The organism is Levilactobacillus paucivorans, from assembly GCF_001437125.1.
Taxonomy (GTDB): domain Bacteria; phylum Bacillota; class Bacilli; order Lactobacillales; family Lactobacillaceae; genus Levilactobacillus; species Levilactobacillus paucivorans.
Window position 1 is genome coordinate 42,326 of sequence record NZ_JQCA01000029.1, and the last position, 20,277, is coordinate 62,602.

16 protein-coding genes and 2 pseudogenes are annotated in these 20,277 nt (G+C 50.6%); 13 read left to right on the forward strand and 5 right to left on the reverse strand.

Annotation, left to right across the window (positions count from 1 at the left end):
- Positions 1 to 13: 13 nt before the first annotated feature.
- The 6 genes and pseudogenes from IV54_RS02395 to IV54_RS02420 form a co-directional block, all read left to right on the forward strand.
- Positions 14 to 754, forward strand: a pseudogene (locus IV54_RS02395) (DUF3737 family protein); the annotation flags it as partial.
- 105 nt (positions 755 to 859) lie between these two features.
- Complete coding sequence (locus IV54_RS02400; RefSeq protein ID WP_057877802.1) at positions 860 to 2,032, forward strand: MalY/PatB family protein; 1,173 nt, start codon at positions 860 to 862, stop codon at positions 2,030 to 2,032.
- A gap of 142 nt (positions 2,033 to 2,174) precedes the next feature.
- Complete coding sequence (locus IV54_RS02405) at positions 2,175 to 3,143, forward strand: Dyp-type peroxidase (protein WP_057877803.1); 969 nt, start codon at positions 2,175 to 2,177, stop codon at positions 3,141 to 3,143.
- Positions 3,144 to 3,476: 333 nt separating this feature from the next.
- Positions 3,477 to 4,715, forward strand: a complete 1,239-nt coding sequence (locus IV54_RS02410) for an MFS transporter (protein ID WP_057877804.1) — start codon at positions 3,477 to 3,479, stop codon at positions 4,713 to 4,715.
- Between the two features lie 291 nt (positions 4,716 to 5,006).
- Positions 5,007 to 5,387, forward strand: coding sequence for a hypothetical protein (locus IV54_RS02415; RefSeq protein WP_057877805.1), 381 nt, complete (start codon positions 5,007 to 5,009; stop codon positions 5,385 to 5,387).
- Positions 5,388 to 5,669: 282 nt separating this feature from the next.
- A complete protein-coding gene (locus IV54_RS02420; RefSeq protein ID WP_057877806.1) occupies positions 5,670 to 6,038 on the forward strand; it encodes a hypothetical protein in 369 nt (122 codons plus the stop codon).
- An 82-nt stretch (positions 6,039 to 6,120) separates the two neighbouring features.
- Here the strand turns inward: IV54_RS02420 and IV54_RS02425 are convergent, their stop codons facing one another.
- Positions 6,121 to 6,582 (reverse strand): Rossmann-fold NAD(P)-binding domain-containing protein, encoded by a 462-nt coding sequence (locus tag IV54_RS02425; protein WP_057877807.1) that lies wholly within the window; start codon positions 6,580 to 6,582, stop codon positions 6,121 to 6,123.
- Between the two features lie 446 nt (positions 6,583 to 7,028).
- On the opposite strand from IV54_RS02425, the gene IV54_RS02430 reads away from it, so the two are divergent.
- From IV54_RS02430 to IV54_RS11450, 7 genes and pseudogenes are all read left to right on the forward strand, one after another.
- Positions 7,029 to 8,234 carry a betaine/proline/choline family ABC transporter ATP-binding protein gene (locus IV54_RS02430; RefSeq protein WP_057877808.1) on the forward strand — a complete coding sequence of 402 codons (1,206 nt, stop codon included), beginning with the start codon at positions 7,029 to 7,031 and terminating at the stop codon, positions 8,232 to 8,234.
- On the forward strand, positions 8,231 to 8,857 hold the full coding sequence (locus IV54_RS02435; RefSeq protein WP_057877809.1) for an ABC transporter permease: 627 nt from the start codon (positions 8,231 to 8,233) through the stop codon (positions 8,855 to 8,857). The genes IV54_RS02430 and IV54_RS02435 overlap by 4 nt, the downstream gene beginning before the upstream one ends.
- Before the next feature lie 10 nt (positions 8,858 to 8,867).
- Entirely contained in the window at positions 8,868 to 9,797 is a 930-nt protein-coding gene (locus IV54_RS02440; protein WP_057877810.1) for an osmoprotectant ABC transporter substrate-binding protein, read from the forward strand.
- 2 nt (positions 9,798 to 9,799) lie between these two features.
- Positions 9,800 to 10,462 (forward strand): ABC transporter permease, encoded by a 663-nt coding sequence (locus IV54_RS02445; protein WP_057877811.1) that lies wholly within the window; start codon positions 9,800 to 9,802, stop codon positions 10,460 to 10,462.
- An 898-nt stretch (positions 10,463 to 11,360) separates the two neighbouring features.
- Positions 11,361 to 12,689, forward strand: a complete 1,329-nt coding sequence (locus IV54_RS02450) for a hypothetical protein (protein WP_057877812.1) — start codon at positions 11,361 to 11,363, stop codon at positions 12,687 to 12,689.
- Positions 12,690 to 12,933: 244 nt separating this feature from the next.
- The gene (locus IV54_RS02455) at positions 12,934 to 14,952 is read left to right on the forward strand and encodes a DUF5776 domain-containing protein (RefSeq protein ID WP_057877813.1); all 2,019 of its coding nucleotides are present in this window, start codon (positions 12,934 to 12,936) and stop codon (positions 14,950 to 14,952) included.
- Positions 14,953 to 15,061: 109 nt separating this feature from the next.
- A pseudogene (locus tag IV54_RS11450) lies at positions 15,062 to 15,366 on the forward strand (hypothetical protein); the annotation flags it as partial.
- 184 nt (positions 15,367 to 15,550) lie between these two features.
- Here IV54_RS11450 and IV54_RS02460 read toward each other — a convergent pair.
- The 4 genes from IV54_RS02460 to IV54_RS02475 all read right to left on the reverse strand — a co-directional run bounded on the left by IV54_RS02460 (position 15,551) and on the right by IV54_RS02475 (position 19,671).
- Entirely contained in the window at positions 15,551 to 17,200 is a 1,650-nt protein-coding gene (locus tag IV54_RS02460; protein WP_057877814.1) for a hypothetical protein, read from the reverse strand.
- Between the two features lie 6 nt (positions 17,201 to 17,206).
- Complete coding sequence (locus IV54_RS02465) at positions 17,207 to 17,689, reverse strand: LPXTG cell wall anchor domain-containing protein (protein ID WP_057877815.1); 483 nt, start codon at positions 17,687 to 17,689, stop codon at positions 17,207 to 17,209.
- 31 nt (positions 17,690 to 17,720) lie between these two features.
- Positions 17,721 to 18,788 (reverse strand): WxLIP family cell surface protein, encoded by a 1,068-nt coding sequence (locus IV54_RS02470; protein ID WP_057877816.1) that lies wholly within the window; start codon positions 18,786 to 18,788, stop codon positions 17,721 to 17,723.
- 124 nt (positions 18,789 to 18,912) lie between these two features.
- A complete protein-coding gene (locus IV54_RS02475; RefSeq protein WP_057877817.1) occupies positions 18,913 to 19,671 on the reverse strand; it encodes a WxL domain-containing protein in 759 nt (252 codons plus the stop codon).
- Positions 19,672 to 20,277 lie beyond the last annotated feature (606 nt).

Genomic DNA, 20,277 nt, shown 5'->3' on the forward strand with positions numbered 1-20,277 from the left:
AGGAGCGAATAATTTGAAAGAAGTTAATCAACAAACCTTAACCGGTGAACGGGCCTTATTCCAAGGTCACGATCTCCACATTACCAACAGTATTTTCGTCGACGGTGAATCTCCCCTCAAGCACGGGAAGAATCTCGCTATTGACCACACCATTTTCAAGTACAAGTACCCCCTGTGGTACACCGATCACACCCAACTGGATCACACGACCTGGCAGCCAGATGCCCACGCTGGCGCTTGGTATGCCAAGGATATGACAATGGCACACAGCATGATTCGCGCGACGAAGACCTTCCGGCACGCCCAGAACCTTCACTTAGACGACGTGACCTTCGCCGATGCCGGTGAAACCCTCTGGTGGTGTGATGATCTCCACTTGGACAACGTCACCGCTACCGGGGATTACTTCGGGATGAACAGTACCAACGTGGTCGTGAATAACCTGAAGGTCAACGGGAACTACGCCTTTGACGGGAGCAAGAACGTCGAGGTGCACAACTCAACCTTCATCACCCACGATGCCTTCTGGAATTGTGACAACGTCACGATCTATGATTCAACCATCATCGGGGAATATCTCGCCTGGAATACGAAGAATATCACCTTCGTTAACTGTTGGTTGGAAAGTGAACAAGGGCTGTGTTACGTGGATCACCTGACCATGCGCAACTGTTCTCTAGTCAACACCAACCTTTCCTTCGAATACTGTTCCAATATCGATGCCACGATCAACACGACCATCGACAGCGTAAAGAACCCGATCAACGGCAGTATCTCGGCGCCAGCCATTGGCGACATCATCTTTGACGACCCGCCATCGATCGGAGCCAGACCACTATTACCACCGAGGAGGCCACCCATGAGCAATAACTTTTCAGAAATGATCGATCGGCGTCATACCAATTCCGTAAAATGGGACGTGGCTGACAATGAGCTTCCCATGTGGGTGGCTGACATGGACTTCCGCACGGCGCCTGGCATCGTCGCCGCGATTCAAAAGAAGGCGGCCACAGGAATCTTCGGCTACGAAGAAGTTCCGCAAGCCTACTTTGACGCCGTGCAACACTGGCTGACTACAGAACACAACTGGACGCCCCAGACAGATTGGATGCGTTTTGTCACCGGTGTCGTTCCTGCCATCTCCTCGGCCGTGCGCCGTGTGAGTCACGTGGGCGACAACGTTCTGGTTCAGGCCCCCGTCTACAATATCTTCTATAACTCGATCGTCAACAACGGTCGCCACGTGCTCTCCAGCGACCTCCACTATGCCAATGGCCAATACAGCATCGATTGGAACGACCTGGCCGCAAAGATGGCTGACCCGTTGACCAGCATGATGATTCTCTGCAACCCACACAACCCCGTCGGTAAGATTTGGACGCCGGACGAGTTGCGCCGAATCGGCGAACTGGCCGCGACCAACCACGTTACCGTCTTCTCCGACGAAATCCATGGCGACATCACCACGCCCGGCAAGGGTTACACACCTTTCGCCGCGGCGAGTGATACCTGTGCCGCGGTTAGCATCACGGCCGTTTCGCCCAGCAAAACCTTTAACGTTGCGGCCTTACACGCCGCAACCCTGATCATCCCCGATGAACACCGTCGCAATGTGGTGGACCGCGGCATCAACACCGATGAATTGGCTGAACCCAACGCCTTTGCCATCGATGGTAGTATCGCGGCCTACACCACCGGTGCTGACTGGGTTCACGACTTAAACCGCCAGATTACCGCTAATCGCCAAGCTGTCACCAAGTTCGTGCAGCAGAATCTGCCGAAACTTCACGTAATTGCCGGCGATGCCACCTATCTGGTCTGGATCGACTGTCGTGACGTCACGACGGACACCCAGGCTCTCTGCCAAGTTATTCGGCAGACGACCGGCCTCTTCATTACCGCCGGTGCCGTTTACGGTGGCAACGGCCACGACTTTATCCGCATCAACGTGGCCTGTCCTGCCGAACGACTCGCCGATGGTTTGGACCGACTCAAGCGCGGTCTACAAGCCTTCCGTCAACAAAATAACTAATCAAAAGCCAGCGATTTCGGTCGCTGGTTTTTAAATTTCCCCAACTTTCCACCCACTCAGCGGTCAGCTAGCGAAACCATTTATCGGCCCCCTGATATACTCAACTTAGGTGTAAACATTCTGATATCGAGGGGGAGTCACTATGCCACAAATCAACCTTGCCGACGCGCAAGATGTCTTTCGTGATGCCGGCAAAAACGTGTTATTTACCACTTTACTTATTGACCAAAATGACCGTATCAAGGCCCGCGAGGCCATGGCTTGTTTCGCCGATCGCCTAGGGGCCACCGAACGCAGCCTAAACGTGCGTTACCCGCAGGCCGATCTCCGTGTGGCGTTTGGCTTGGGGACCAGCGCCTGGCAACTCTTATTTCCAACCGTCCAACCACCGAAAGAACTCGTCGCCTTTCAACCGGTGGTCGGGCCCAAGTACACGGCACCCGCCACACCGGGCGATCTCTTCTTGCACATCCGCGCCAACGACATGGCCGTGGTCTACGAGATAGCTTCCGAACTTCGGGAATTTCTCCACAGCTGGACCAGCGTCGTGGATGAGACGGTTGGCTTCCGCTACTTCGAAGGTCGCGCCATCATTGGGTTCGTCGACGGCACTGAGAACCCATCCGGACCCGAAGCCCCGGAATACGCCGTTATTGGTGACGAAGACCCCGACTTCATCAACGGGTCTTACGCCTTTGCCCAGAAGTACACTCACAACCTGGATGCCTGGAATAATCTCGCTACTGAGGACCAAGAGCGGGCCATCGGTCGTCACAAGTTCAGCGATCAGGAACTCTACGACGATGATAAATTACCTAACGCCCACAACCTGGCCTCTCAGGACAACGATGACGGTGTGGAACACAAGATTGTCCGCATGAACGTACCCTATGGCGACCCGAGTCGCGGCGTGGCCGGCACCTACTTCATCGGCTACGCCCGTCACTTCACCGTCACCCAGCGGATGCTAGAGAATATGTTTACCCAAAGTGACCGGCTGCTGGATTTCAGTACGCCGATCACCGGGAATGCCTTCTTCATCCCATCTTGGTCCCTGTTGGCCCGCATTGCGGATGGGGATCTCTTCCCAGTCGACTATCCAGATGAATAGGTCAGCTTGACTACTAAAACTCCCGGAACCTTTTCTTAGTTTGGAAACGGTCCCGGGAGTTTTGGTTTATTGTGTGTCGGTCCCGCTCTGCTAGGGCTTCACCCGATCCGATCAAGTTAGATCATTCAGCGTCTCAGTTGAAATAAAAATAATTATCGCGGAATCAGGCATTATTAAACAATTGCGAGCGCATACAAAAGTCGCCGAGAGATTGACGTTTCGGGCTTATGAGGGTATGTTAGTGGGGTTAATACTAACGAATAAATCAAATTGGTGGGTGTGACTTTTGGTCAGATCATCAATTAATCTATCCCCATAAGGAGTTGACTCACATTGGATGAAGCCGAGAGAGAAAGTGGCCCGTGGCGTCGTAATCTACGGGTTCTTTGGTTCTGTACGTTTGTTGCCGGCATGGCTTTCAGTGAAATCATGCCGTTTTTGTCATTATATATTAGTAGTTTAGGCGACTACACCAAATCCCAGGTCACCATGTACAGTGGCCTGGTTTACGCCGCCGACTTCTTTGTCAGCGCCATCGCATCCCCACTCTGGGGCATGGTCGCCGACCGTAAAGGCCGTAAGCTCATGTTACTGCGGGCCTCATTGGGGACGGCATTTGCCATGGCCCTGATGGGTTTCGCCACCAGCGTCTGGCAATTGGTAGCCTTGCGGGCGCTCCAAGGGGTCTTCGCTGGGTTCATTTCTAATGCCCAGGCCCTCGTGGCCTCCCAGACGCCGCGGAAGCACTCCGGGGCTTCACTGAGTACCCTGATGACCGGGGTGACCAGTGGCATGTTGCTGGGCCCCGTGATTGGTGGGGTCTTGGCGCAGATTTTTTCCATTCGCCTGACCTTCTTCATCACGGCGCTGCTCCTGCTGTCGACTTTCTTCCTGAGCTGGATTTTCGTGGAAGAAAAGTTCAAGCCAGTCACCCCCACCACCAGTACGGACGGCCACAAGAGTCACAATCCGTTGGCGGCCTTCCCGAATCCAAAATTGATTCTGGTTCTGTTGAGTTCGACGTTAATCGTGCAATTTGGGAACATCTCCATTTCCCCTATCATCAGTCTCTACGTCAAGGAACTCATGCATAACGTGGGCCCCATCACCGTGGTTGCCGGGATTATCGCGGCCCTACCCGGGGTTTCGAATATCTTTGCCTCCCCACGCCTTGGGCGTTACGGGGACAAGCACGGGTCCGGACGAGTCCTCATCTTCGGCTATATCTTCGCCACACTGATGTACCTACCGCAAGGGTTCGTCACCAGCGTCTGGATGCTGGGGATCTTGCGGTTCATGATAGGTATTTCCGATGGGGCCTTGTTCCCAGAAATTCAAACACTCCTGACCAAGAACTCCCCCGTCGAGCTCACCTCCACCGTCTTCAGTTGGAACCAATCCTTCCAATCGATCGGTAACATGATGGGTTCCCTGCTGGGTGGCTGGATCGCCGGGGTCTTCAACTACAACGCGGTCTTCATCTCCACGGCGATGTTGATGCTGATTAACCTCGGCCTGGTCTGGTGGCTGGTTCCGGAAATTCGGAAGCCTCAAGCTCAGGTGGCGGATTAGATTCATTCGTTGTGAAAGTAACCGCCTGCTAATAATTAAAATGTAAATGCCTACTCAAACAATCCTTAATTGGACTGATTGGGTAGGCATTTTTTATGGGCGTAAACAATATTAGTTTCAGTGCTTCATCTGTGCTAGCCGGTAGTTATGAAGAATAAAATCCATTCATTAAATCTTATCGAACCTGAATTTTCACCTTATGTTACTATTGAAACGCTTTAAAATGTGTATTATAGTAATAGTTAGGACACGAAAAGCATTTAAAATACGTAGATTTGGGGATGTCAAAAGATGCGTCATAAATTTATTGCATCATTACTAGTTTTAGGGAGCTTAGGATTAGGAACTACCACACTCAGTAATACCTCAGCACAGGCAGCTAGTTGGCACAAAGGAGCACCTAAAATCGCACGTGGTACCTGGGGAGATAAAGATTTCTTAAAGGGCCACATGGGTGTCGATATGATGATTTCTAAAAAGCTATTAGTTCTTGATGACAACGATCCACACTTGTCACATCTACGATACAAAAAGGTCGGCCATCGTCGTTATAAATTCAGAGGTTATGAATTTGAACTACGGAAAAATCAATCGATGCCGACCATGCATTTTATCAACAAGCACCATGTAACATTCAAATTATACGGCCATAAATTTAGTCTTTATAAGTAAGAATAAACTGTCCATCTTTTAGAAACCAACTCATTTATTAAGTTCGGTATAGCAATACTTTCAGGCCAGTTTCAAACATTACTGATAGTGCTAAGTCAAGATAAGGAGATCTAGAAAAAATGAATAAAAAGATCATGTTAATGGTGGGTTTATTAGCATTACCCTTAGGCACAGTTGCCCTGGGTTCTGCCCCCAGTAGTGGCTCACGCTAAAGCCAAAACGACATTAAAATCATTCCCCAAGAGTATCCGGGGAACTTGGTACACTTACCAATACCACACAATGTATCGCTACAAAATCGCTTCTAAAAAGATTGTCGGCACAGGATTTACCAACAATCTACATTCACGAAAATTATCTTATGCTGTGAAGTTCCCTGCTAAGATTAAGCACCCGACTTGGGTGGTTGCTCAAAACACGTCGGCCTTCAAGCATGAACATTGGGTCAGCGTTAAGGGCTGGTACCAGTCTGCCGGTAGTGCCACCTACTATCGAAAAATGACGCGTAAAATTGGCGGTCACAAATATGCCACCTTACAGTTAGCAAGTGGTGCTGATGCCTGGACAGACGGTAACGCCTACCACAGCAAGAAAAATGCAAAAAAGTATGCCAACCACTACTTTAAGGGTGAACGCAGACAATCATTTTAAATAACGAGTGCCTAGCGAAGCCACTCTGCAATAAAGCCCCCAGAATTGGATTTTTCCAACTCTGAGGGCTTTATTTTCCCTATTATCCAGCTAACCCAGAGACCAACGGCTGACTGCTGGGAACCACCATCGGCAGGCCTAGTAGTGCGCGCACGCTGCCGAGTCCGGTAACCAAATCGGCTACGGGCAGGTCAATCAACGCGCGTTGGGCGGTGCGTAACTCACCTGGGAGTTCTTCGATGTCATCGGTACGGCTGACCACCACACGTGCGGCGCCAGTGGCTTTAGCTGCCGTCACAATGGTTTGCGTTACGGCGACGAGGCGAATCGTTGGCACCAAGGCCACGACGGCATCCTGGTCCAACATGGCGGCGCTCAGACCACCTTCGTCAATCTGTTCTCCGGTTAGACCGGCAACGTTGGCGGGTAACGTCACGTCGCTCGGGGTGTAGACGGTCAAATTGACCGTATTCAGGTCGCTCAGCTGGCGAATAAAGGCTTGCCCGGACGAATCCAAGGCACCTACGATTAAGATATTTTTCAAAGGTGATCTTCCTCTCTTTTTGATTATGTTCATTATTATAAGGGGTTATAGTAGGTCGAAGGCAAGCCTTCATTTGAAAAAAATTTTGACTAATTTTCAAGGCTCCAGTCCTGCGTGATTAGGCCATTCTTAGCCACCAGCTAGTTAAATATGTTATGCTTAAATAGATAAAATCCCCAGATAACGGCCATCCGGTCGCTAAACCCCTTGCCGTTAAGGGATCGCTGGCCATACAGCCCTTGCGACTATCAACACCAGCAATAGTCTTCATTTGGAAAAACTATTGGTTTCATGTACAATGGATAGCAACTAATTTGCAGGTTTCACAATCAAATACGACCGGTCTCCAGGTTGCCCGCCGTGCGTGCGCCACCTTGGCACACCGATCGTTATTTCTTTTCCCGGGGATCGCTCGGGCGCAACACCACTATACAGGAGGTTAATCTATGCTACTTTCAATGGAACATTTAAACAAAGAATATCCCAATGGCAAACTCGCCGTTGACGACTTCAACTTACAAGTCGATCGCGGCGAATTTATTTGTTTTATTGGGACGTCTGGTTCCGGAAAGACGACCACAATGCGGATGATCAACCGCATGTTAAATCAAACGTCAGGAACCATCAAAATCAACGGGAAGGACATCTCTAAGATGGACCCCGTCAAGCTGCGGCGCTCGATCGGCTACGTGATTCAAAACGTCGGTCTGATGCCCCACATGACCATTCAGGAAAATATTGAAATCGTGCCTAAGTTATTAGGCTGGTCCAAGGAAAAGCGGGCCAAGCAGGCGGTCAAGATGATTGACCTCGCCCAACTTCCCCAAGAAATGTTGAACCGATACCCCGGTGAACTCTCCGGTGGGCAACAACAACGGATCGGGGTTGTGCGGGCCTTAGCTGCCGATCAGGACATCATCCTCATGGACGAACCCTTCGGTGCCTTGGACCCGATCACCCGTGAATCCTTACAGGAATTGGTCAAGCGGCTCCAAGAAGATCTGGGCAAGACCTTTATCTTCGTGACCCACGACATGGATGAAGCCCTCCACCTCGCCACTCGCGTGGTCATTATGAGCCACGGGAAGCAGGTTCAGGTCGACACGCCCAATAACATTCTGCGGCACCCGGCCAACGAATTCGTCACCAATTTAATTGGGGAAGAACGCCTGATCAGAGCGCAACCCAACATTCTCTCTGTCAGTCAAATCATGTTAAAGAACCCCGTCGCTATCACACCAGACAAGACGTTGGACGACGCCATTGACCTGATGCATAGCCGGCGAGTTGATACGTTGCTGGTTACCAATGCCGAGGGCGTGCTCGAGGGCTACGTCGATCTGGACGACATCAACCGGATCACGGACGCCACCACCCCCGTCAGCCGTTTCACCAACCGCGAGGTCTTCTACGTTCAAGCCAGTTCGCTGATCAGCGATACCGTCGATCGTATTTTGAAACAGGGGGTTAAAAACGTCCCCGTTGTCGATGCCAAGAAGCACCTGGTTGGGATCGTCACGCGGACGGCCTTAGTCGACATCGTCTACGATGCCTTGCGCGGGGCACCGGCAACCGATGAGGAACCTGCCTCACCAATCAATGCCGATATCCACGCTGCCGCAACTCATGAAGGGGGCGAATCATCACAATGATTCGCTTTCTGCAAACTTATGGGATGCAATTAATCAGTAAGACCGGACAACACCTCTACATCTCGGCCGCCGCGCTGGGACTCGGGGTCATCGTGGCCGTTCCCTTGGGGATTCTGCTCACGCGGATGAAGCACGGGGCCAACGCGGTGATTACCCTGGCCGGGGTACTGCAAACCATCCCCGCCATGGCGCTGTTAGCCATGATGATTCCCATCTTTGGGATTGGGTCCACCCCCGCCATTGTCGCCCTATTTATCTACTCGTTACTGCCCATCTTACGGAACACGTATCTCGGCATGGAGGGGGTCTCTCCCGCCGTCCGTGATGCTGCTAAAGGGATGGGGATGACCTGGTGGCAATCCATGGTACGTGCCGAGATTCCTTTAGCCGCGCCCGTCATCATGTCTGGCATCCGGCTCTCTGCGACCTACGTCATTGCGTGGGCCACGCTGGCTTCCTACATCGGTGCCGGTGGCTTGGGTGACTTCATTTTCAACGGGTTAAATCTGTACCGTTCCGACCTGATCTTAGGCGGATCGATCCCCGTGATCATCCTGGCCTTGGTGGTCGACTACCTCTTAGGTAGACTGGAAGCAACCGTAACCCCACGAGAATTACGATAGGAGGTCCGTCATGCGAAAACACTTACGTCGATGGCTAGCCGGACTTCTGTTAGTCATTTTGATCATACCAATGAGTGGCTGTAGCCTGCCCGGGTTGGCTGGTTCCGGCGACAATACCGTTCGGATTGCCGCGCAGAACACCACCGAGCAACAGATCATGGCCTACATGATTCAAGGCATGATTAGCCACTACACCGATTTGGATTCAACCATTATTAATAACTTAGGCTCCGGAAATGTCAGCTTTAACGCCCTCAAAAACGGCAACGCTGACATCTCCTCCATCCGGTTCTACGGGACCGACTTGACCACCGTTCTGAACGAAAAATTCGAGCGGGATCCCGCGACCGTGAAGTCAACGGTCACCAAGGCCTTCGAAGACCGTTACCATATGACTTACTTTGAGTCCTATGGATTCGCCGATACCTATGCCTGGATGGTCAAGCAGAGTTACGCCAAGAAACACCATCTGGAAAATGTCAGTGATTTGAAGAAACTCGCCCCAACCATGAAGGTCGGGATTGACCAAATCTGGCAAAACCGTCCCGGTGACGGTTACCCCGCCTTCCAAAAGGATTACGGATTTAGCTTCGGGACCGTTTACCCCATGCAACTCGGGTTACTCTACGATGCCTTGGCTTCCGACAAGATGGACGCCGTGCTGGGTTACTCCACCGACGGCCGAGTCGGCAGCTACAATTTAAAGCTGTTAAAGGATGACAAGGACTTCTTCCCACCCTACGATGGGAGTCCCGTCGCTACCGACGCCATCTTGAAGAAACACCCAGAACTCAAGCCCGTCATCAACCGGATGGTGGGTAAGATTTCACTGAAGACCATGCAACAGCTAAACTACCAGGTCGACGATCAGCTCCAAGAACCACAGACCGTGGCCAAGGCTTATCTGAAACAACACCACTACTTTGAAGGGGGGAACTAGGCATGAAAGACATGGGCTTATTCAGTCAGTTAATTTACTACTTTACGCATAACGGCATGTACGTCCTCAATCAATTCAACCTGACGTTCCTCGTTTCAATCTATGGGGTCTTGTTCGGCGCCATTGTGGGGATTCCTATTGGAATCTGGATTTCACAGAACCGTAAGCTCTCCCCAATTATCATTGGGATTGCCAACGTGATCCAAACCATTCCTTCCCTGGCGATGTTATCCATCTTGATGTTGGGACTGGGACTCGGGCAGAACACGGTGATTGCCACCGTCTTCCTGTACTCGCTGTTGCCAATCATCAAGAACACCTACACGGGGATGCTCAGTGTTGACCCCGACGTCTTGGATGCCGGGAAAGGCATGGGGATGACGCGGTTCCAGGTCATGAAGACCATTCGGATTCCGCTGTCATTGTCCGTGATCATCGCCGGAATTCGAAATGCTCTGGTCTTGGGCATTGGGATTACCGTGATTGGGTCCTTCATTGGGTCCGGTGGTCTGGGGGACATTATCGTCCGCGGGACCAACGCCACCAATGGTGGGGCCATCATCCTGGCCGGTGCCCTACCGACTGCCTTAATGGCAATCATCACCGACCTCGTGCTGTCCTTTATTGAAAAGCGGTTAATGCCAAAGACCTCTTCGGAGAACTAACTCTTAAGGGCCGTTAGGCCGGCTCTTTGGTTCTTGAATTTGAATCTCAAGTTTGAGACAAAATGGCCGCCTGCGGCTGCCAGGGATTACGCCTGCTGTGGGGACGCTTCAGCCTGAGGACCGGGCTTCTCGCTCGATTTGAAGCCCCGAAGACCACGTGTCTTCAAAGTCGCCCATGCTGTAAACTGGCCCAAACCGCCAGTTAACACCATTTGCACGGCCGGCTCCATCCCTGGCCTCCTCCGGCTAAGACTGTTTTTCAAGTTAACGCTGGTGCCAGGAACTGCCAACTTTTGAAGCTTTCAATCACCAAAACTGAACAATTTAAATGAGGGTCGAGACGTCCGGTCTCGACCCTTTTCTACTGGATTTAATCCTGTACTGTCTGTGAGTGCCACTCTAAAGGATGGTCACAACTCCCCGTCGTCAATGCGTCACGCCTATAGCCACGCCATCTGCATCCCCAAGTTACGATAGGATCATCCCTATTCGACAAACTCCAATCCACAGCAACCACCAGAGTTCAGGACCAGCCACTTCTTTCTGCCACAACTTCCAATGATCCCCCTCATTTCTGGCAAAGCTGGATCTAAGCCTGAAGGGGGGCTGATAGGAGGCTCAGCCGTGTCGTTTTCGTTAGCTGAGTGGTTTTCTCAGGTTACGAAAAGGCCGAGCTTTGAGACCGCCCTTCGGGCTCAAAGTCGCGCCCACAGCGTTCCAGCCTCCTAGCAGACCCCCGAAAGGCGATGGCTAAAAAACATTTGATTCAAAACCAAAGTACAAGATCTTAGAACTATTTGCCCTGCGGTCAAAGGAACCAAGATAAGGGTGCCGTATCCTCACGACTGGAGATATTTGGTATACTGTAAACAAAATCTATGAAAGCGAGGCCTTCCTCGTGACTCGATCTAAACAAGCTGGGATGGACTTCTCGGTGGGGACCCTTAATTTTCTGGCCAACGTCGGCATCATTCTTCCCTACCTACTCATCTTAGCCCGATTCCAACAAACCCAAAGTACCACCTACCTGATCGCCCTCGTGGCCTTCTACGTCTCTCGTGCCGCTAGTATCTTCTACACCAAGCGACTTCACCTGCGAGCCTCGACCTACCTCATTTTGAGCCTGACGTTGGGGGCTGCCGGCAGTCTGGTCTTTGCCTTTACCGCGCATCTCGGGTGGCTCATCATTGGGAGTCTTCTGTGGGGCTACAGTGCCGCCACCATCTGGCCGTACTTTCTCACGGTGAAACTTCACCTGACGAACCTGACCAACTTTAAAATGAAACGGATCTACTGGTTAATCTTTGCCGGACTGGGTGTAATTGCGGTGATCGACATCGTTACCAAGTTTAACTACACCCTGACATTCGCCCTATTAGGCGTGCTCTACCTTGTGGCGCTACCTGGCGGGATGATGCTTCAGAACGTCACTCGAGGACTCTATGACGACCTGCCATGGCAGATTAAACCCTTCCAACAAGGTTGGCGCTGGGCACTGTCCTTGGTCTTCTTCGCCGTCATGGGGGTCCTGACGACTTTGCGGAAGGCCACGGTTCACTTACCAACTTGGTTGACGCTGACTATCATCGGCGTTGCCCTAATCATCCTGATTGTGGAACTGCGCTTTGACTGGCACGTCTTGCCGCAATACAAGCTACGGTTATTGAGCCGGGGCTTTCTGGTTAGTCTGGTGCTCCTCTTTAACAGTTTCTTTGCCTACTTCTACCTTGGTAAAAACGGGATGTACGTGGTCTTTGCCATTTATCTATTGGGCCTCGAAACCGGCTATCCCCTGTATCATCGCCTGGGACGTGGAAATGACTTCCGATCCCGTGATTTAAGTCTGATCGGGGTAATCGTGGGACAAGTCCTACTGCTAGTGCCCTGGATTGGCTCCTATTTGCTCGGTATGCTCCTGATCACCCTCTACGTGGGTTACGACAACCCCACCATCAACGCGACCCTCTACGGCCTCGAGACGGTCGATAGCGACAGCGCCATGGTTCACAAGTATCGCTTCTCAACTTATGGCGGTCTGCTATGCCAACTTGGCATCTTCGGCCTACTGGTCGCGCTAAGTGCCGCCGCCCACCGGCCTTTGCTGGCCTTCTTCAATCCACAGACCACCGGCCACTTCGCCCTGTACTTCTATGGACTGAGTTGCCCCCTCGTCGTCATCTCACTGTTACTGACCCTGGGAAACATCTGGGTGCGACCACGAAACTAAACAATCCTTGCCAACGTCGAGCCCGTACTCGGCGTTTTTTTCTGCACTCAAGCGTCGGTTAAGCCTATAACCACGGGATTATCACCGTTTATAAATTAATTTATGGTGTGAATTTGTTTACTCCCTCCGACCCACATGGTATGGTCTATCTGACCATCATGAAGGCCCTTGATCGTGAGGACTAACCACCAAATTAGTTTCACTATTGTAACCGCTTACCAAAAGTTCTTAAGGAGGACTCCCCATGCTTCATAACCCCCATCTGCGTTGGCTCGGCCTATTCTGTGTCGTCCTAGGCGTGACCACGCTAACCACCGCGCCAGCCCTGGCCGACCGCCATACCTCGTCGGCCAACCGAACCGTCGAAGTTGCCGACAACCTCACCATCCGCGAAGCCTTTAGCCATGACCCCCAGCTGATGGCAGATGTGCTCGACTCGCAGTACCTCGCCAAGCGTCTGACCCCCGAGGATTCGCTGGCTGACTTGCGCCGCATCGCCTACAGCCTGACGATCCACATTCACCACCCCATCACGGACTACCAGGACCTGCTTCAACTGAAAGGGGTTGTTAACCGTCTGGTCATCCGCAACCAAACCAATCTATCCGGGGCCAATTTGAAATTAATTCTGGGCATGTTCCCTGTCGACGACGCGGCCAATCCCAACTGGATGCTCAACAATATCGATGCCTTAGCCCTGGTTAATGACGGCCTCGACAATACCGATTTCGCCACGATTGTAGCCTTCCTGAAATCGATCCCCAAGCCCGTCGACGCGCCAACGCCCGCTGACTTCGATTGGACCGCCATTTCGAGTCTGAACCTCTCCAATAACAACATCACTGATTTGTCCCTGGTTAAACAGATCTACCAGTTCGACAACCCCAAGACCAATCAGGTCAACTTCTTCACGGCCTGGGGTCAGCATCACCCGTCGGCTAAACGCCTACCAACCACCACGGTGACCGACCACACCATCGCCATCGACCCCAAAGTTACGCAAGAATACCAGCTTGATAAGCTTAACCGCTACACCACCAATAGTCTCTTCTTCAATTTTTCCCGGAAGAGTAGCTTCTATTACCGCATCTTCCAAGACGACCTCGACGGCACGGAAACACTGGCCAGTGACGATCCCGAGAAAATTGTCGATGGTGTCACAACCCTTCCCGACGAGGGCGTTTATCCCGCCTATGGGAGTCGGAATCTAACGGTCGACGGCCACCTGCTGGGCAACGGTCGGTTCTATAACTCCCTGAGCTACGCCTTCCCCGAGTTCCAACCATTAGCTGAACCCGAAGACATGGATAAGCTCTCTGACCTGTATACCAACGCCGGCTTTACCCTGACTGAGCCGCTCTCCAGCGACACCTACGTCGTTAAAGTTCCAGACGGCGCCGACACGGTGCGCTTCCGCACGATGTATTTGAATATGTATAGTGCCGCGCAGACTGGCTACACGCAAGACTACGAGATCCCTTTGAAATGGACCTCGTCATCCTCCTCATCAAGTTCGAGTTCCGGATCGTCCAGTTCGAGTTCTAGTGGGTCCAGTTCGAGTTCGTCGAGTTCCGGTGGCGGTGGCGGCATCACGCCTAAAGGCGCCGCGGTCTATGGTTTGAAGAAGATTGGCCTCTACAATGACACGCATTTCACGAAAAAGGCCCGGCTGCATTTCTACCGGAAACAGCCGCGCATCAACCGCCCCATGTTTCGCGTGACCGGCTATGCCAAGTCTCCTCAGGGTCGGCTGCGCTACCTGGTCAAGGACGTCAACCACCACTCGAAGACGGCGGGTAAGACCGGCTACATCACCGCCAGTCCCAAATACGTGGGACCCGTCTACTACCGGCAAGTCGCCAAGACCATCACGGTCATCAATCCCCAAGGCATCAACGCCTACCGGAAGAAGAACCTGACAGGTAAGGTCACCCACTACCGCCAAGGCCAGATGATCAAGGTAAAACGGTTGGTCAGCCACAACCTAACGACGCGCTACGTCCTGCCAAATGGCCGCTACATCACAGCCAATAAGAAACTCATCCGTAATGGTTGCCATCCCCAGGCTAAACGGATCGTCACCAAGCATGGCGTCAACCGCTACCGCGATCGCAACCTACGGCATCGCCAGCGCCACTACCGGCGGGGAACTGTCCTGACCGTGACCGGCTGGGACTACAGTGATTCCGGTAAGTTGCGCTACCGCGTTAAGGGTGGTGGGTATGTGACTGGGAACCGTGAGCTGGTAAGGGTTGTGAAATAAAAAAAGGTAGCCTTCCCAGGCTACCCAATAACATCAAATAAGGCGGACATGCTTGCCGTCTAGCTTCAATAACCCCTCGGCCACCAGTTGTGAGAGCTGGCGACTCAAGGTTTCCGGCACAACCATGGTGCCGTTCAACGATGCGCCGCACGAGATGGACATCCCTAATGATGCCTACCCCGTAGCCGACGCTAACGGCGACTTTGCTTACACCAAGGTCGTGCCACTGGCCGCCCTGAGAAGTTCAAGGCCACCTTCAACGACAGTGACCTCGAGCTTGATAAGCGGGTCATCTACATCCATGGGGTGACCGATGACGTCGTTCTACCTGACACGGTGGCTGGCGCCGTGGGTCACTACTCCACGCATGTCACTCTCCCAATTGCGGTGGGGAAGATCGTAGCCGTGAAGTAACGTCGGCTGGTCCTTCAGAAACAGTATGGCCGAGTCAATGAAAAATTAGCGACTAGATATTGTAAAGCCGTCACGGCAACTGTCGTGGCGGCCTTTTTAGCATCCTTGGCCACAAAAAAAGTGCGATCCATTTCCGGATCACACTCTAATAAATTTGTTTATTTAATGACTAACCCCACAATGTTTAATTGCCAGGCGCGTCCGTCAATGACCACGTGATGGACCCCGAATAACCGGTGGCCCCACCCGCAGCGTAGATGTTCGGGTTAGCGTCCAGGTAAACCCCGGCTGGTACGGAACTGCCATCGTAGGACTTACCATCTTGATTCCAGCTCTTGGCGATGTCTGTCGAGTTACTGTCGCGCTTACCAGAGGCCACAGGGACCGCGTTACCGCTGTCTAACTGGGTCCTGGTCCCATTACCATCTTCGTAGACGATATGGCCACTGAGCGTTCGATTACTACCATCTGTGGCGGTCATCGGCGTTGCGTTAGCGGTGACATACCAGGCCGACCCCATCTCACGGGTATCGGAAATATTGATCTGATAGTCGCCAGGCGCATAGAGCGTCTTTTGACCAGGAATTGGCAAAGTAGCGCCGTTCCCAAAGACCATATTGGTCATGTCGCCGAACTGTAACTTCCCGGCACCACGCGTCACGGAAATCGTGGCTGGCGTTGTCGAGGCATTACCATCGGCGTCAGAGACATTCATCGTGACGTCTTGCGTTCCACCAGCAACGGTTGCCTTAAGACTGTCGCCGTCAGTAGTATCGTAGGCCAAGGTCGATGGCGTGGTGCCATCTGGCTTAGTCGCCGTCATGCCGGTCTGCGAGGCAATCCAGGTCGCAATCTCCGACGAAGACTTGCCGGCAATGTGCGCATCCCAGTCATCTGGTGAGACGGTGAGGGATGGCGTGCCTGAGGTGATGGTTAGCGGAACGGTGTTAACGACTGTAGCCGAGGCACTCTTGGAATCCCCAAAGTCATTGTATTCGGTAGCTGTAATACTACTTGTCGCATTCAACGTCTTTAAGGTATCCGTTCCTAAGTTAATCGTAAATTTACCAGTAGAGTCAGCCTGAGCGACGTGCGTCCCATCAAGACCGGTCAACTTAACCTTCAAGTTAGGCTGGGCAGTACCAGTGACCGTATGGGCCGAAGAAGCAATGGTGCCGCCACCATCGATCGTAATATCCCCCATGTTCTTAATGACATCCGGATCGGCTTTCAACTGAACCGTGTAGTACATAGCGGTTCCTTCTGCCACATAATCTTCCTTATAGTCATACGAGAATCCAATGTTGATTGGTAAAGTAATCGTATCTCCAAGGCCTCTTAAATCGACATCCAATTCCGTCCACCCTGATGGAAACTTAGTTACCGACGTTGGTGTCCCAGTAATCCAACTTGTCACAGAGTTTCGAACAAGTGAGATGGGTTTGCCATTAAACGTATAACTGATATCAGGATAAACTTTCTGATTAAAATAACCATGAGTAAGATGCATTGATCCATAGTCGGGGGCTGTAAACTTCACCCAAAACTTAGTCGTTTTTGTCGTAATTCGACCACCCGAAACACCATTAGCATAGACCCCACTGTCTTGGTTAGGATAACTACCAGGCCCATAGTCTCCACCATTTGTACTTCCATCAACTAGGTTAGCAGCATCTCGTTGCGAGTTATAAGTATTACCAGACAGTTGCGTCGCATCCGCATCTACACCACTAGGATTGCCCAAAGCATGTGCCGAAGTCGAAACAACTAAAGATCCCGCGCTGACAAAAGTCAGCAGTAAGCTCAGTTGGAGCAAAAGTTTCTTTAGCTTCATTGCAACTTACCCCCTCTCGTTGAGTAAACGGGCTTGACGATAAACACTCATTGCCAAAACTAAAACAATTAATAAAAGTAAGCCAACCAAACTGGTTAAGAAGACTCGCGATTCATTGGTTTGTGGTAACCGTCCAGCAACTAAATCTGCTGAACCGGCCTTCACAATGGTTCCTAATTTATTTGACTTTGTTGGGTTGTTTACTGGATTATTCGTTTTGTCCTTGTTAGTTGTCTTCTTACCAGAAGGTTTATCAGGAACTACCGGAAGATCCGCACCAGATCCCGTGTGAACCTTAGATGGCTCAGGAACCGGTTTAGGTTCCGGAGTTGGTTCCGGAGTTGGTGGTACTGGATAACCCTGAATATACACACTAGTCTGTGTTGTACCACTAGTTCCATCTACAGTTGCGGCGAACGCTGGTGTCGCTACGCCGATCCCAACGGCCAACGCGAGCGCCATAATTAAGTTTATGATGAATTTCTTCATACCAACGCCCTCCTTTCTCAAGGGACTTCGCTTACTTTTGCTTTTCATTCTCGTCCTCATCTCTACGACGACGGCGAATCAGATAGATAATTAACAGAATCAAGAGAACCAAGATCAACATAGCCAAAGCGCCGAGACCAATTAACAACCAGATGTTAACCCCCGGATCATCAACTGAATCGGAATTAAACTTATTGGCTTGCGCGTTGGTAATCGTAAAGTCGCGGTCAAAGATCCAAGTTCGATCCTTATTTTTAACCACCATGTGCAGGTGATAATGGCCTGCCTTCAACGGTGTCTTCCCATAGAGCATTGGGTAGCGATACGTTGTGTTTGGTGCCATTTGTACGTTCTCTTTTTGAACACGCTTTACAGTCTGACCGCCATCACGATTCGTAATGGTTGAGTCTAGCTTCAGATTGGGAATAATGGTAGCCGTTGGGTTCTTCAAATTGGCAATAACTCCACGGTGATAGTTATCCATCCCCGCACCGACTTTGCCAAGTTTGAGATCTCCGGCTGGTACCTTACCCATCAGGTATTCCATACCAACAACGTAGGAATACTTATTCTTGATATTGTTGGCACCCTTCACTTTACCAGTGACCTTAGTGTCAACCCGTTCAAAATACCATGCACCCAAGATCAACCCATTATACGATTTATCCTGAGGCACTTGAACGTTAACAGAGACGACCTTACTGCCACCAGCCGGAACTGTAACGGTCTTCTGGCCCTGAACCCGGCTAATATCACTCATTTTATATTTTAACGACGAGTCATAAGACTTAGGGGTATTAATGTAATCAATCACCCCACTCGAATTAGTCCATGCTGTATGCACAGCTGACTTCACTCGAATATCTTGGTTCGTGACATTAAAAATCTTCGTATGCAAAGTCTGGGTCTGCCCAGGTTTCATACGCAACTCAAAGAACGACTGACTCTTATCAATTTGATTCTTTGGAATCTGTGCTTCTACGCTGTACCCAATATTGTTATTCACGCCAGCCGCTTTAGCGGTCACCGGAACAACACCACCAATCAACAACGCAAAAACAGCGAGTATCATGAGTTGGAACTTCTTTAATCCTTGCATCCTTACACCTCTGCCTTACCCTAGTTAGACTCTGGTCGTACCAACTTCATGATACAACATATGTAGGCGAAAAAGGTGCTCATTGTTAAATTCAATGGACACCTTTGCTCGCGATTAATAAAATTTATGCTTGTGGAGCTGCGGCTGGGGTGTCGCTTAAAGCCCAAGTCAAGGTACCGGAGTAAGTACCAGTGTTAGTCGTAGCACCGACACTAGAAAGTTGAATGTTTGAAGGGTCGAGTTGGAATGTAGTTTGACCAGCACCACTATCAGTAGCGGCACCGTAGATGGTTTGAGTAGAACCATCAATGGTTGAGACCTTCACTGAGTTAGCGGAAAGACCAGTAGTTGCATCAGCGGAGTTCTTAATAGTCGTTGCGCCAGCACCACCGTTAAAGTCGATCGTAGCACCCTTTAAGAAGTTTGTGTTCGTATCAGAGTTGCTCTTATCAACCATCTTTGAACTGGAAACTTGAACTGACCAGCCGGCGTTGGAACCACGAGTGTCAGAAATTTCAGTAACGAAATTTGAATTCGTTGTACCATCAGAGAATGCTTCAGGGGTAATAGTCGTTTGACCCTTAACATCTTGAGAGCCAGAAGTTACGGACTTGCTTGAACCAAAGTCAAGATTATTAGTAACGTATAAGAAAGTTAAGTTACCGTCACCGGTAGTTGCACCGTTACCAGTTTGAGTACCAGTTGCTGGCTTTGATGGGTCGTTAGGATCCACTGGCTTCGTAACAGGATCTGGCGCTTCAAACTTTGCGGTAGCATTCGTGGTACCAGAGGTTGGTACTGAAGCCGCATTGGCAACAACTGGAGCAACGCTTCCTAATAATAATGCACTTGCTAATAAGATACTGCTTACTGTCTTCTTCATAATATAATGCACTCCTTTTAATCTGTTGTGGATTCCCAAAACACTGTGACGCCGAATAGTCTGTGCGGCCAGAAACTAGTCAAGAATCATTATTGATCCCCATAATTGTTCTGGTCACCCCAGAAACGACAACCTCCCTAGACGGTTGTTACGCTTCTCTAACTATGTAACAACGCTAGTATAGATCCATTATGTCAACTTGTAAACAATTATTTGTCTAAAATGTAAAGAAATTTTGGACATTTTTTAAAAGACGCGTATCCCCGGCATGGCGGTGGTTATAGCCATTTTGGAGAGCCCGTTTTTACACACTATAAACTGTACTTTATAACCATACAAATAAAGTGTGTGAGCATGTTTTGCCCCAATATAGCCTCAATCGTTGACCCCTGTAGGCTTTCGTTTACCTTTTGTTAGTGAAATTTTCGATAAATGAGATTGATTTTTTCTAAAAATACCATGATTTACAGTATTAATATCATTAATTTGGAACGAATTGGGTGTTCACTTTTCTCGTCAAATTGCGCGATTAATTGCCAAATATATTTAATCCTCAATTGTCAAATCAAGTGCAACACTAAGAATCTATTCTTAGAAGTGGTCTAG

Bases quoted from the DNA above. Each gene is read 5' to 3' on its own strand.
- IV54_RS02400 (WP_057877802.1), top strand. From the start codon at position 860: ATGAGCAATAACTTTTCAGAAATGATCGATCGGCGTCATACCAATTCC.
- IV54_RS02405 (WP_057877803.1), top strand. From the start codon at position 2,175: ATGCCACAAATCAACCTTGCCGACGCGCAAGATGTCTTTCGTGATGCC.
- IV54_RS02415 (WP_057877805.1), top strand. From the start codon at position 5,007: ATGCGTCATAAATTTATTGCATCATTACTAGTTTTAGGGAGCTTAGGA.
- IV54_RS02420 (WP_057877806.1), top strand. From the start codon at position 5,670: ATGTATCGCTACAAAATCGCTTCTAAAAAGATTGTCGGCACAGGATTT.
- IV54_RS02430 (WP_057877808.1), top strand. From the start codon at position 7,029: ATGCTACTTTCAATGGAACATTTAAACAAAGAATATCCCAATGGCAAA.
- IV54_RS02435 (WP_057877809.1), top strand. From the start codon at position 8,231: ATGATTCGCTTTCTGCAAACTTATGGGATGCAATTAATCAGTAAGACC.
- IV54_RS02440 (WP_057877810.1), top strand. From the start codon at position 8,868: ATGCGAAAACACTTACGTCGATGGCTAGCCGGACTTCTGTTAGTCATT.
- IV54_RS02445 (WP_057877811.1), top strand. From the start codon at position 9,800: ATGAAAGACATGGGCTTATTCAGTCAGTTAATTTACTACTTTACGCAT.
- IV54_RS02455 (WP_057877813.1), top strand. From the start codon at position 12,934: ATGCTTCATAACCCCCATCTGCGTTGGCTCGGCCTATTCTGTGTCGTC.
- IV54_RS02460 (WP_057877814.1), bottom strand. From the start codon at position 17,200: ATGAAGCTAAAGAAACTTTTGCTCCAACTGAGCTTACTGCTGACTTTT.
- IV54_RS02465 (WP_057877815.1), bottom strand. From the start codon at position 17,689: ATGAAGAAATTCATCATAAACTTAATTATGGCGCTCGCGTTGGCCGTT.
- IV54_RS02470 (WP_057877816.1), bottom strand. From the start codon at position 18,788: ATGCAAGGATTAAAGAAGTTCCAACTCATGATACTCGCTGTTTTTGCG.
- IV54_RS02475 (WP_057877817.1), bottom strand. From the start codon at position 19,671: ATGAAGAAGACAGTAAGCAGTATCTTATTAGCAAGTGCATTATTATTA.